The organism is Nocardioides silvaticus (genome assembly GCF_003160695.1).
GTDB lineage: Bacteria > Actinomycetota > Actinomycetes > Propionibacteriales > Nocardioidaceae > Nocardioides > Nocardioides silvaticus.
Window position 1 is genome coordinate 107,152 of record NZ_QGDD01000004.1, and the last position, 12,159, is coordinate 119,310.

Here is a 12,159-nt window from a genome sequence, read left to right on the forward strand (position 1 = left end):
GGTCGAGCCCTCGAGACCTACCAGCCGCGCTCGGCGAGGCGGTGCGGCTGAGGGATGTCCTCGACGTTGATGCCGACCATGGCCTCGCCCAGGCCGCGGGAGACCTTGGCGACCACGTCGGGGTCGTCGGAGAAGGTCGTGGCCTTCACGATCGCCTCGGCGCGCTGCGCGGGGTTGCCGGACTTGAAGATCCCCGACCCCACGAACACGCCCTCCGCACCCAGCTGCATCATCATCGCCGCATCCGCCGGGGTGGCGATGCCGCCGGCGGTGAACAGCACCACCGGCAGCTTCCCGGCGCGGGCGACCTCCACGACCAGGTCGTACGGCGCCTGCAGCTCCTTCGCCGCCACGTACAGCTCGTCGTCCGACAACGAACCGAGCCGGCGGATCTCGCCACCGATGGTGCGCATGTGCGTGACCGCGTTGGACACGTCGCCGGTGCCGGCCTCGCCCTTGGAGCGGATCATCGCCGCGCCCTCGGTGATGCGGCGCAGCGCCTCACCCAGGTTGGTCGCACCGCACACGAACGGCACGGTGAACTTCCACTTGTCGATGTGGTGGGTGTAGTCGGCCGGCGTCAGCACCTCGGACTCGTCGATGTAGTCCACACCGAGGCTCTGCAGCACCTGCGCCTCGGCGAAGTGACCGATGCGGGCCTTCGCCATCACGGGGATCGAGACGGCCTCGATGATGCCGTCGATCATGTCCGGGTCGCTCATCCGCGAGACGCCGCCCTGGGCCCGGATGTCGGCCGGCACCCGCTCGAGCGCCATCACGGCGACCGCACCGGCGTCCTCGGCGATCTTGGCCTGCTCGGGGGTGACCACGTCCATGATCACGCCACCCTTGAGCATCTCGGCCATGCCGCGCTTGACCTTGGTGGTGCCCAGTTCGTGCTGCTCGCTCATGGCCCGATCCTAGTGCTCGGGACCGTCGCTCCCCGCATCGGCGTCGGGAGCCGGAGCCGCGTCCAGCACCACCGCCTGGCGGTGGACCTTGAGCACCCGGAACACGACCGTGTAGGCGCTCGCCGCGGCCAGCGCCCAGAGCGTGACGTACATGAGGATCGGCAGGTCGAACAGTGCGCCGAGGCCGGTCATGACCAGGATCGAGACCAGGCGGTCGGCGCGCTCGGCGAGGCCACCCTTGGCGTCCATGCCGAGCGACTCCGCGCGCGCCCGGGCGTACGACGTCACCGAGCCCATCACCAGGCACCACAGGCTCACGCACAGGTAGAGGTAGCCGTGGTCGCCCTCGTAGTGGTCACCGGCGAAGTACAGCGCCAGCCCGCCGAAGATGGCGCCGTCGCCGATCCGGTCGAGCGTGGAGTCCCAGAAAGCGCCGAAGCTCGACTTCCGCCCGAGCACCCGCGCCATCTTGCCGTCGATCAGGTCGCTGAAGACGAACGCGGTGATGAAGAGGACCCCCCAGAACAGCTCGCCGCGCGGGAAGAACGCGAGCGCCCCGACGACGACACCGAGGGTGCCGACGAGCGTCACCGCGTCAGGGCTGATGCCGAGCTTGATGAACAGCCTCACGAAGGGCATCAGGACGACGCCCTGCCAGAAGTCCTTGAACCGGTCGAGCACCCCGGCACGGTAGCCAATCCCGGCCGAACCCTTGACATCGAGCCAACACCGGCGGATTCTCCTAACCGTGTTAGGAACTCCTACTCGTGATCGGAAGTCCGAACGCCGTGCGGCGGTGCGGCGGGAGATCCTCGACGCCGCCTGGGAGATCGCCCGCGAGTCCGGGCTCAGCCAGATCACCCTGCGTGACGTGGCCTCCCGCATCGGGATGCAAGCGCCGTCGCTCTACACCCACGTCGACTCGAAGATGGCGATCTACGACGCGATGTACGGCGAGGCCTGGGCCGACTACCGGGACAGCATGCTGCGCCTGGAGGAGGAGCTGCCGGAGCACCCGAGGGTCGCCATCCACCGGGTCTCGCGGCACTTCTACGACTACGCCATCGCCGACCACCCCCGGTACCAGCTGATGAACGAGCGGGTGATCCCCGGATTCGAGCCCTCGGCGGAGAGCTACGCCCCGGCCGTGGCGGTGCTCGAGCACGGGCGCAGCCGGATCCTCGACCTCGGCGAGATCACCGAGGCCGACTTCCTCATCTGGGTGTCCCTGCTCGGCGGGCTCGTCAGCCAGCACTTCGCGAACGACCCGGGCGGCACCCGGGTCACCGACGTCCTCGCGCAGGCCGTCGACATGTGGGCCGACGCGGTCGGCCTTCCTCCCACCCCTTGAAGAATCCGCTCGACACCACCCGGAGCACGTCATGATCGCGACCACCCCTCCCCCGACCCGACGAGGCCTCGTCCAGCCGCGGATCCGCCGACCAGCAGCGATGCACCTGGCGGCCACGGAGTACGACCGCACCGCCACGACCCTCGCGGGTCTCACGCCGGACGACTGGTCGCGGTCCACTCCGTGCCCGGCGTGGGACGTCCGGGAGCTCGCGTGCCACATGGTCGGCATGGCGACCATGGTGACCACGCCCTGGGAGACCGCCCGCCAGCAGCGGAAGGCGGCGAAGGACGCAAGGACCGCAGGCACCGACCCGCTGACCGCGCTCACCGCGCTGCAGGTCAGCGAGCGCGCAGACTGGAGCCCGGAGCGGGTCGTCGAGGCTGCGCGCAAGGTCGGGCCCCGTGCCGCTCGCGGACGAAGGCTGATGCCGTCCTTCATCAGGCGCCGCGACCTCGGACAGCCCCAGCGCATCAACGGCCGCGACGAGGCCTGGTCCCTCGGCTACCTCAGTGACGTCATCCTCACCCGCGACCCGTGGATGCACCGGATGGACATCGCCCTCGCCACCGGGACGACGCCGTACCTGACCGAGGACCACGACGGCGTCATCGTCGCCGACGTCGTCGAGGAGTGGGCGACCCGCCACAGCGCTCCCTACGACCTCACGCTGACCGGCGCCGCCGGCGGGCACTGGAGCCGGGGCGAGGGTGGCGAGGTCATCTCGATGGACGCCGTCGACTTCTGTCGCGCCGTCTCCGGCCGGGGCGATGCGCCCGGCCTCCTTTCCGTCCAGGTCCCCTTCTAGGCAACCGACAGCTGGCTTGAGGTCAGGAGGCGGAGTCGGACCAGGCGTCGACCAGCAGGTCGCGGGTGTCGCCGAGAAGCTGCGGGAGCATCTTCGTGCCGGCGATGACCATCAGGTAGTTGGCGTCGCCGGACCAGCGCGGCACGACGTGCTGGTGCAGGTGTGCCGACAGCGATCCGCCGGACGCCGAGCCGAGGTTGAGGCCGACGTTGAAGGCGTGCGGCTGCGACACCTTCCGGATCGTCGTCAGCGCCTCCTTGGTCAGCTGCGCGATCTCGGCGGTCTCGGCGTCGTCGAGGTCGGTGTAGTCGGCGACGTGCCGGTAGGGCAGCACCATCAGGTGCCCCGGGTTGTAGGGGTAGAGGTTCAGCGTCGCGTACGCCGACACACCCCGCCGCACCACCAGCGCGTCGTCGTACGACGTCGCCGGGTCGGGCGTGATCCGACAGAAGGGGCACTCGGGCAGGTCGGGGTCGGCTGCCTTGCCGTCGGAGGCGTTGGCGACGTACGCCATCCGATGGGGCATCCAGAGACGCTCCAGGCCGTCGGGGTCGGTCACTTGTCGGACTTCTCCATCACGCGGATCAGCTCGACCAGCGGGACGTCGGGGACCTGCAGGTCCCGGGCCGCCGCCATCCCGTTGATCTGGAGCCAGAGCGACTGGGCGAGCATGTCGACCAGGGAGTCCGCGGACGGCTGGACCTCGAGCCGCGACGACCAGCGGCGGACGCTGGCGAACACCTGGCCGATCAGGCCGAAGACCCACGGGTCCAGACCGGCCCGGTCCCTGGCGCTGAGCTCGATGCCGTGGAACTGCACGACGGTGTTCATCAGCCGCTCGATGTACTCCCCGACCTGCTCGATGGACTCCGCCAGCGGGTGCGCGCCGGGGCCGGGGAGCTCGAGCTCGACGAACCAGAACAACGTGGGGTGCTTCGTCGCCCAGCCGACGAAGGCCTCGACCATCCGGCGGATGATCTCCACCGGCCGACCATCGAGGGACAGCGCCGGGGTCAGCACCTTCGCGAGGTCCTTGCAGATCCGCTGCTGCACGGCGAGGTCGAGGTCGACCCGGTCGTGGAAGTGGCGGTAGAGCACGGTGCGGGCGAGCCCCGCTTCCTCCGCGATCAGCTGGACCTGGATGTCCTCGCCGGGCTCGGAGCGCTCCAACACCCGGATCGCAGCGTCGATGATGACCCGCCGACGGGCCTGGTTGTGCGCCAACCACCGCAGCCGGCGACCGTCGCCGCCGTACTCGAGGTCGCTGCGCTCGTCGCTCACCTGCCGAAGCCTAACCGGCTCGGTTTCGCCTCAGTACTGGTGGAACCAGAGGCCCAGGTCGAGGGCGATGTCGGGGCAGGTGATGTTGTGGTCGCGGTTGTCCGCCACCCACTGGCCCATGACGGCCTCGCCGCCTTGGATCGACCAGTCGTCGCCGCAGCGGCTCAGCGCCTCGTCGCGGGAGGTCTGCCCCGCGGCACGCCATTCCGGCACGCCGCCGAGCTTGTAGCTGCCGACGACCGTCTCCCAGAGGTACGGGGTGGAGTAGACGCCGATCGCGTAGCCCGCATCGGTGTAGGCGCGGGCCGCCCCCTCGACCACGGCGGCGTTGGCCTCGGGGTCGTTGCTCCACTCGAAGGACGGCACCGGTTCGACGTCGATCCAGATCACCGGCGACGTCAGGCCCGCGGCGATCATCGTGTCGAGGTTGAAGCGCGCCTGCTGGTAGCCGGTGTTGCGGAGCCGGCCGAGCCTGGTCGTGCCCTCGTAGGGGCCGTCCCAGGAGTAGCGCTCGAGGGTCGCGGCGTCGGGATAGCTCGCGACCGCGTACGCCGCTGCCATCAGCTCGCGGTCCTGCACCCAGGCGACCTGGTCGGCCAGGCACGGGTTGGGGGTGAAGCCGGGACCGTTCGTCAGACCCAGGACGACGAACTCGGCCTCCTCGACCGGCATCGGCAGGCCCTGGGAGCGCTTCTCGGGGATGCCCATCCCCTTCGGGCACTGCGGCCAGCTGATGTCGGCGCCCTGGACCGGCTCCAGACGCGGCTCGATCGAGCCCCGGTTCTCGTTGGCCAGGTCCTCGGCCATGTCGGCAAGGTCGCTGGCGTCGGCGCCGGGGTCGGTGGCGTCACCGTCGCGCGGGTCCTGGTCGCGCTTCTTGCGCTCCTTCTTCGTGGGCTCGCTGACGGTGGGCTCCGCGGTCGGCTCGTCGCCGTCCTCGGCGCAGGCCGTCAGCCCGCCCAGCAGCACGACGAGCGCCAGGACCGACGCCGCGCCGCGCACCCCGGCCCGGCCCATCTACACCTGCTCGCGGGAGGCGATCGCCGCAGCGACGCGGTCGATGGCCTCGGCGACCGGCACGCCGTTGTCCTGCCGCCCGTCGCGGTAGCGGAAGCTGACCGCACCCTTCTCGAGGTCCTCCGCGCCGGCGATCAGCATGAACGGCACCTTCTGCAGCTGCGCGTTGCGGATCTTCTTCTGCATCCGGTCGTCGGAGTCGTCGACCTCGACCCGGATGCCGCGCGCCTGCATCTGCCGCGCGACGTCGTACAGGTAGTCGGCAAAGGTGTCGGCCACGGGGATCGCCTGCACCTGCACCGGCGCCAGCCACGGAGGGAAGGCACCGGCGTAGTGCTCGACCAGCACGCCGAGGAACCTCTCGATGGAGCCGAACTTCGCGGAGTGGATCATCACCGGCTGCTGCTTGGAGCCGTCGGGCGCGACGTACTCCAGGTTGAAGCGGTCGGTCGAAGGCTGGTTGAAGTCGTACTGGATCGTCGACATCTGCCAGGTCCGGCCGATCGCGTCCCGCGCCTGCACCGAGATCTTCGGTCCGTAGTAGGCAGCACCACCCGGGTCCGGCACGAGCTCCAGCCCGGAGTCGGTCGCGACGTCCTCGAGCACCTTCGTGGCGATGGCCCAGTCCTCGTCGGAGCCGATGAACTTGTCCTTGGAGTCGTCGCGGGTCGAGAGCTCGAGGTAGAAGTCGTCGAGGCCGAAGTCCTTCAGCAGGCCGAGGACGAAGTCGAGCAGGTGCTTGATCTCCGCAGGCGCCTGCTCGGGGGTGACGTAGGAGTGCGAGTCGTCCTGCGCGAAGCCGCGCACCCGGGTGAGGCCGTGCACGACGCCCGACTTCTCGTGCCGGTAGACGTGACCGAACTCGAAGAGCCGCAGCGGCAGCTCACGGTAGGACCGCTGCCGCGAGCGGAAGATCAGGTTGTGCATCGGGCAGTTCATCGCCTTCAGGCGGTAGTCCATGCCGTCGACGTCCAACGGAGGGAACATGCCTTCGCCGTAGTACGGCAGGTGGCCCGACGTGTAGAACAGCCCTTCCTTGGCGATGTGGGGCGTCCCGACGTACTCGAACCCGTCCTCGATGTGCCGGCGGCGGACGTAGTCCTCCATCTCCCGCTTGATCACCCCGCCCTTGGGGTGGAAGACGGGCAGTCCGGAGCCGATCTCGTCGGGGAAGCTGAACAGGTCGAGCTCGCGGCCGAGCTTGCGGTGGTCGCGCTTCTCGGCCTCCTCCAGGCGGTGCAAGTAGTCGTCGAGCGCGTCCTTGGACTCCCAGGCGGTGCCGTAGATGCGCTGGAGCTGCTTGTTCTTCTCGTTGCCGCGCCAGTATGCCGCCGCGGAACGCATCAGCTTGAACGCCGGGATCCGCTTCGTGGTCGGCAGGTGCGGACCGCGGCAGAGGTCCTTCCAGGCGACCTCGCCGTTGCGGTCGATGTTGTCGTAGATCGTGAGCTCACCCGCTCCGACCTCGGCGCTCGCGCCCTCCACGCCTCCGATCTCGCCGGTCGAGCCGTCCCCGGTGGTCGAGCTTGTCGAGACCCCGCCCTTGAGGCCGATCAGCTCCACCTTGTAGGGCTCGTCGGCCAGCTCGGCCAGCGCGTCCTCGTCGGTGGTCACGCGGCGGGAGAACCGCTGGTTGTCCTTGATGATCTTGCGCATCCGGGTCTCGAGCTTGGCGAGGTCGTCCGGCGTGAACGGAGTCTCGACGTCGAAGTCGTAGTAGAAGCCGTCCTTGATCGGCGGGCCGATGCCGAGCTTCGCCTCGGGGAACAGGTCCTGCACAGCCTGCGCCAGCACGTGCGCGCACGAGTGCCGCAGGATGTCGTGCCCGTCGGCGCTGTCGATCGCGACGCCCTCGACCTCGTCGCCGTCGCCGAGCTCGTAGGAGAGGTCCTTGAGTGCAGGCTCCGTGGTCGAGCCGGTCGAAACCCTGGCAGCGATGACGTCGGGCTGCTCCTTGAACAGTTCCCACGCCTTGGTGCCCGTGGTCACGGTCGTGTCCTGGCGCGCGTCGGCGGACAGTACGGCGACCTTGATCTCAGACATGCCCCGATCGTATCGAGCGGGTGTGCCCACCCGCGCGGCAGTTAGCGCCGGGGCTGCGCGGGGTTCTCGGGGGTGCCGTGCGACGGCGGGTTGACCGGAGGTCCCTCCTTGACCTCGGCCTGGCCGCCCCCTCCGGGCTGTCCGGCCTCGGGGGCCTCCGCCAGCGGCGAGCTGCTCGTGGGCGGGGCGCCCTGGTCCAGCTCGTCGATGCGGTGGGTCAGCAGCTGGACGACGGCTGGACGCGCTGCGTGGGCCTCCTCCTAGTCCAACAGGGTCTGCACGCCCTGCTTGTCGAGGGTTCGGGCGCGGCTGCCGATCGCATTGGTCGGCAGGTCGTCGTAGTCCGGGAGCGGGAGGTCGTCGGTCATGCCGGCTCCTCGGTGTCGTTCTCGGTGTCGTCCTCGGCGCCGTCCTCGTTGTCCTCCGCGTCGTCGACGACGCCGGACGGCGGTGCGTCACCCGGAGCGTTGAGGCTCGGCTCGCTGTCCTGGTCGTGGACCTGCTCGTTCTCTTGTTCGCTCATGCCGGGGCGGTACCCAGCCCGCTGTGGCCGACCCGGTGCCACGATGCTCGGCATGAGCGCACTCGAGGTGGTCCGGGTCGGCGACGACGTGTTCCTCTGCCGCGGCCGGGACGCGAACTGGGTGATCCTCCGCGAGGACGGTGAGCTCACGCTAGTCGACACCGGCTACCCGGCGTACGTCCCGGTGGTCGAGGAGTCGATCCGTCAGGTCGGTGCGCGGCCGGAGGACGTGCGCGGCATCGTGGTCACGCACGGGCACGTCGACCACATCGGTGGGCTCGCCCACTTCCACGGGAGGTGCGGCGTGCCGGTGCTCGCACACCCGACCGAGGTGCCGCACGTGCGTCGCGAGCGCCTCGAGCAGGCGACGCCGGCGCAGGTCGCCCGCAACGCTCATCGACGTGGGGTGCTGACGTGGTCGCTGCGGATCACTCGGGCCGGTGCGCTGAAGGACGTCGCGTTCGCCGACGTGCAGCCGCTCGTGCCGGGCGAGCCGCTCGACCTGCCCGGCCGGCCGGTCCCGGTGCCGACCGCGGGTCACACCAGCGGCCACACGGCGTTCTTCGTCCCGACGGCCGGTGCCGTCGCCACCGGTGACGGGCTGTGCACGGCCCACCCCACCGCGCCGACGACGGGACCGCAGCTGCTCGCCCGGATGTTCCAGCACGGCGACGACGTCGCGGGTCTCGACCCGCTGGCCGGCCTGGACGCCGACGTGGTCCTGCCCGGGCACGGCCCGGTGCACCGCGGACCGATCGCCGAAGCGGTGCGGGCTGCGCGTGAAACCGCAGCCGCGAGGACGTGGTGAGCCGGTAGATCCGGCACATCCGGGAGAACCGGCAGGGTGGGCGATACTGGGTTCGAATCTTATTCTGGCGGTGTGGGCGATACTGGACTCGAGCGGACATTAGGCCCCTGACCTGCAATGATGCAGTAATCTATCGCTCGTCGGGATGGACAAGAACGGCCGCGTTTTGCCATTCTTGTTGCACGTTGTTGCACGCGAGGAGGGTCCGGCACATTGGCGCGAAGGCGCGGCTTCGGAGCGATTCGCAAGCTCCCATCGGGGCGCTGGCAGGCGTCCTACCTCGGTCCGGACACGATCCGGCACAAGGCTCCATCCACATTCGAAACCGCCGAGGATGCCGAAGCCTGGCTGACAGACCGGCGGCGCGAGATCAACAACGAAGAGTGGACCCTGCCGACGTCGAAGCGTCCGATCACCTTCGGCGAACATGCCGAGCGCTGGTTGACGAATCGCAACCTGAAGCCGCGCACCCGCTACCACTACCGCAAGATGCTCGACAGCAAGCTTCTCCCGACGTTCGGGAACGTCCCGCTCAAGCGCGTCACCGCCGATCTCATCGACGACTGGTACTACCGGATGGGGGACGCCGCGCCCACGTCGCGCGCTCATGCCTACGGCCTGCTGAGGACGATCCTCGGCGACGCCGTTCAACGGCGCCTGATCAACTTCAACCCGTGCCACATCCGAGGCGCCGGAAACACCAAGCGAGTCAAGCGCATCGAGCCCGCCACCCTCCCCCAGCTCGAGGCCTTGGCGATGGCGATGCCGGAGCGCTACCGCCTCATGGTGCTGCTCGCCGCCTGGTGTGGCCTCCGGTTCGGAGAGATCACCGAGCTACGGCGCCACGACGTCGACCTCACCAACGGCGTGGTGAAGGTCCGGCGCGCCGTGGTGCGCGTCGACGGAGAGTTCATCATCGGCACCCCGAAGTCCGACGCGGGCACGCGCGACGTGAACATCCCGCCGCACCTCCTCCCCGCCGTGAAGGCCCACCTGGCAATCACCATCACCGGCGGCCGCAACGGTCTGCTCTTCCCGGCTGCCGGCGACCCGACCAAGCACCTGGCTCCCGCCACCCTCTACAAGGTCTTCTACAAGGCGCGGGAGGAAGCCGGCAGGCCCGACCTCCGATTCCACGACCTACGGCACACCGGCGCCGTCCTGGCCGCGAGCACCGGCGCCACCCTGGCCGAACTGATGGCGCGCCTCGGCCACTCGACCGCCGGCGCTGCTCTGCGGTATCAACACGCCGCAAAGGACCGCGACAAGGTGATTGCCGAAGCCTTGTCAAAGCTGGCAACGGCGACAAACCTCTAGCCACCAGGACACAGATCTCAGCGCGGTGGTGTCGACCACGAGCTTGCCGGCCTTGAGCTGGTTTCGCCCCAATCGTCAGAGAAGCTAGCCTCGCTTGGCCCGGACGGCCCCAGCCGGATCACCTTCCCGGCGCTCTGCTGCAAGCAGGGGGTCAGGGGCATTTGCGGTCGAGGCAGCCCTGCTGCGTCGATTTTGCAACGCATGGCGCGAAAGCCCAACACCACTTTACTCATGCGAAGGTGGCGCCTCTTATTCGTTGTGGAGGGAGTTTTACAGATGAGGCAAGGCCGTACGCGTAAGTCAGTGGGAGCCGCTGTGGCAGCGGCACTCGCGGCGAGTCTGGGCATGATCGTGGCGCCGACCGCAAGCCCGTCGGCCGCCGAACCGGTATGCGACGTTCCCGAGTCTGGGCCGGTGGAAGCGTCCGAACTTCCGGAGGGCTCGGACGCGGTCGAGTGCGATGCGGTCGACCGCATGCTTGTTGTGGGTGAGACCGTCATCCCGGTGCCTCCCCCTGGGCTCACAGTGACGATGCACATGGACTACGCAGGAGGGGGTTCGATAACTTCGGAGGCAAGCACTGCCCTCGACGGCACCGTCACCTACGACTCTGAAACGTTGGCACCGCTCGAAGCCGAGAATCCGCCGACTACCACGCTGCCTGACGAGGATCTAACAACGGAGACTGATCCGATTGACCCGGGTCCGGATGAAAACGATCCGAGCATCGATCCCAAGCTTGCGGTCCAGCGCAACGGGTGTGATCGGAACCGCTTCAACTGGTGGAAGCCGGCAAAGGTATACGGCAGCTTTCCGATGAGGGTTTCGACGGACGACGCTGGGGAGCCGGCCGGCGGCACGACCTCGGACACGGCGTCAGCTCTCCGGCGCTCGCTGGGCACCTGGGAAAACGAGAACAGCCCGTGCTTCAGTTCTGACCAGTCCGCTGTTCCGAACCTGTTTTACGACGGTCTTACCACCACGCAAGGGGACTTCGTAGACACCGCGTCAGGCACGGCCTGTGCCCCGCGCGCTGACATCGACAGCCGCAGTAGTGTTGACATCGGCGACCTTGAGCCGAACGCGTTGGTCGCGGGCACGTGCACCTGGACTACTGGACACGATGGATTGAACGAAGTGATTCAAGCCGATATCCGCTTCAACACGACGGATTATGACTTCACCTACACGCCCGGAGATGGCGATTGCGACAGCAACGATTTTGACGTTATCAGCATTTTGACCCACGAACTGGGCCACGTGCTCGGATTCGACGACCTCTACGACCCCGCCAACAGGTACCTCACGATGTCCGGCCGCGTGAACAACTGCACGACATACCTTAGGAACCTGGGCCGGGGCGACGTACTTGGCCTGCGCGAGCGTTACTAGAGGAGGATTGCGAGATGGATCGGTCAATTTTCGCGGTTAGCAAGCTTGGCGCGATGACAGTCGCGGGCGTCCTTCTGCTCGGAGCTTGTTCCGCGACCAGTAGCGACACCGAGGCGGGTGCCAAGGCTGTCGAGGACACGTCTGTAAGTCCCGCGAGTGCCGCCACTGGCCTCTCGGGATCGTGCTCAAGGACCTTCACGTTCGAGAACGTCGCCTATTCGGGCGCCGACCTGCGGAGCCTGCACCTCGTACGGCCCCCGCGTCGCGGTCACGAACTTGGCAAAGTGCGGTTGGATCCATGCCGACGACCTGGTACCTCAACAGTCGATCGACGGCGACTCACCATCTTCAAAATCCGAGGCATCCCCGTGGATCAGTCGGTGATGGGCCCCCAGGAGTCAGACATCTTTCAGGTGCTCCCGGCGGACCTGCCAGATGAAGATTAGTTTGGGCTGGAGCCCATCTAAAGCCTTGGGTCGCCGTCACCCTCGGGCACCCAGCCTGGCTAAAGAGCCAGCACAGGCCGGACACCCGATCCCGGGCTAGCAGGCAGAGGATGGCCCTCCGCGGTTATGACCGGGGAGGGCCATTCTCGTTGGCCGGGGTTTGGTTTTGTCACGGATTCCTCGCACCGTACGGCTCGTCCCCGCCCACCTCGGCTTCAACTCAGGTTCGCAAGTACTGTTGACATCCGGAGATTCGCAGATC

The 12,159-nt window shown here is 68.2% G+C and carries 12 protein-coding genes; 5 read left to right on the top strand and 7 right to left on the bottom strand.

Features of this window, described 5'->3' with window-relative positions; all coding sequences use genetic code 11:
* Positions 1–17 precede the first annotated feature (17 nt).
* Together pdxS and pgsA are read right to left on the bottom strand one after the other, a co-directional pair.
* A complete protein-coding gene (pdxS, locus tag DJ010_RS10480; protein ID WP_109693631.1) occupies positions 18–911 on the bottom strand; it encodes a pyridoxal 5'-phosphate synthase lyase subunit PdxS in 894 nt (297 codons plus the stop codon).
* A 9-nt stretch (positions 912–920) separates the two neighbouring features.
* Entirely contained in the window at positions 921–1,592 is a 672-nt protein-coding gene (pgsA, locus tag DJ010_RS10485) for a phosphatidylinositol phosphate synthase (RefSeq protein WP_109693632.1), read from the bottom strand.
* 115 nt (positions 1,593–1,707) lie between these two features.
* Here pgsA and DJ010_RS10490 point away from each other — a divergent pair, with 115 nt between their 5' ends.
* Entirely contained in the window at positions 1,708–2,262 is a 555-nt protein-coding gene (locus tag DJ010_RS10490) for a TetR/AcrR family transcriptional regulator (protein ID WP_158282996.1), read from the top strand.
* 31 nt (positions 2,263–2,293) lie between these two features.
* A complete protein-coding gene (locus DJ010_RS10495; RefSeq protein ID WP_146207315.1) occupies positions 2,294–3,070 on the top strand; it encodes a maleylpyruvate isomerase family mycothiol-dependent enzyme in 777 nt (258 codons plus the stop codon).
* Between the two features lie 22 nt (positions 3,071–3,092).
* On the opposite strand, the gene DJ010_RS10500 is transcribed toward DJ010_RS10495, so the two are convergent.
* The 5 genes from DJ010_RS10500 to DJ010_RS22070 form a co-directional block, all read right to left on the bottom strand.
* On the bottom strand, positions 3,093–3,629 hold the full coding sequence (locus DJ010_RS10500; protein WP_245927428.1) for an HIT family protein: 537 nt from the start codon (positions 3,627–3,629) through the stop codon (positions 3,093–3,095).
* Complete coding sequence (locus DJ010_RS10505) at positions 3,626–4,351, bottom strand: TetR/AcrR family transcriptional regulator (protein ID WP_109693635.1); 726 nt, start codon at positions 4,349–4,351, stop codon at positions 3,626–3,628. The genes DJ010_RS10500 and DJ010_RS10505 overlap by 4 nt, the downstream gene beginning before the upstream one ends.
* Before the next feature lie 30 nt (positions 4,352–4,381).
* A complete protein-coding gene (locus DJ010_RS10510) occupies positions 4,382–5,368 on the bottom strand; it encodes a glycoside hydrolase family 25 domain-containing protein (RefSeq protein ID WP_109693636.1) in 987 nt (328 codons plus the stop codon).
* On the bottom strand, positions 5,369–7,411 hold the full coding sequence (gene thrS / locus DJ010_RS10515) for a threonine--tRNA ligase (RefSeq protein WP_109693637.1): 2,043 nt from the start codon (positions 7,409–7,411) through the stop codon (positions 5,369–5,371).
* 364 nt (positions 7,412–7,775) lie between these two features.
* Positions 7,776–7,934, bottom strand: coding sequence for a hypothetical protein (locus tag DJ010_RS22070; protein ID WP_158282997.1), 159 nt, complete (start codon positions 7,932–7,934; stop codon positions 7,776–7,778).
* Positions 7,935–7,986: 52 nt separating this feature from the next.
* Between DJ010_RS22070 and DJ010_RS10525 the strand changes: the two genes are divergently transcribed.
* The 3 genes from DJ010_RS10525 to DJ010_RS10535 all read left to right on the top strand — a co-directional run bounded on the left by DJ010_RS10525 (position 7,987) and on the right by DJ010_RS10535 (position 11,451).
* Positions 7,987–8,742, top strand: a complete 756-nt coding sequence (locus DJ010_RS10525) for an MBL fold metallo-hydrolase (RefSeq protein WP_109693638.1) — start codon at positions 7,987–7,989, stop codon at positions 8,740–8,742.
* Positions 8,743–8,955: 213 nt separating this feature from the next.
* Positions 8,956–10,059 (top strand): tyrosine-type recombinase/integrase, encoded by a 1,104-nt coding sequence (locus tag DJ010_RS10530; RefSeq protein WP_109693639.1) that lies wholly within the window; start codon positions 8,956–8,958, stop codon positions 10,057–10,059.
* Positions 10,060–10,374: 315 nt separating this feature from the next.
* On the top strand, positions 10,375–11,451 hold the full coding sequence (locus tag DJ010_RS10535; protein WP_146207316.1) for a zinc metalloprotease: 1,077 nt from the start codon (positions 10,375–10,377) through the stop codon (positions 11,449–11,451).
* Positions 11,452–12,159: the final 708 nt, after the last annotated feature.

Excerpts from the sequence above, each read along its gene's own strand:
- pdxS (WP_109693631.1), bottom strand. The coding sequence starts at position 911 with ATGAGCGAGCAGCACGAACTGGGCACCACCAAGGTCAAGCGCGGCATG.
- DJ010_RS10495 (WP_146207315.1), top strand. The coding sequence starts at position 2,294 with ATGATCGCGACCACCCCTCCCCCGACCCGACGAGGCCTCGTCCAGCCG.
- DJ010_RS10510 (WP_109693636.1), bottom strand. The coding sequence starts at position 5,368 with ATGGGCCGGGCCGGGGTGCGCGGCGCGGCGTCGGTCCTGGCGCTCGTC.
- thrS (WP_109693637.1), bottom strand. The coding sequence starts at position 7,411 with ATGTCTGAGATCAAGGTCGCCGTACTGTCCGCCGACGCGCGCCAGGAC.
- DJ010_RS22070 (WP_158282997.1), bottom strand. The coding sequence starts at position 7,934 with ATGAGCGAACAAGAGAACGAGCAGGTCCACGACCAGGACAGCGAGCCG.
- DJ010_RS10525 (WP_109693638.1), top strand. The coding sequence starts at position 7,987 with ATGAGCGCACTCGAGGTGGTCCGGGTCGGCGACGACGTGTTCCTCTGC.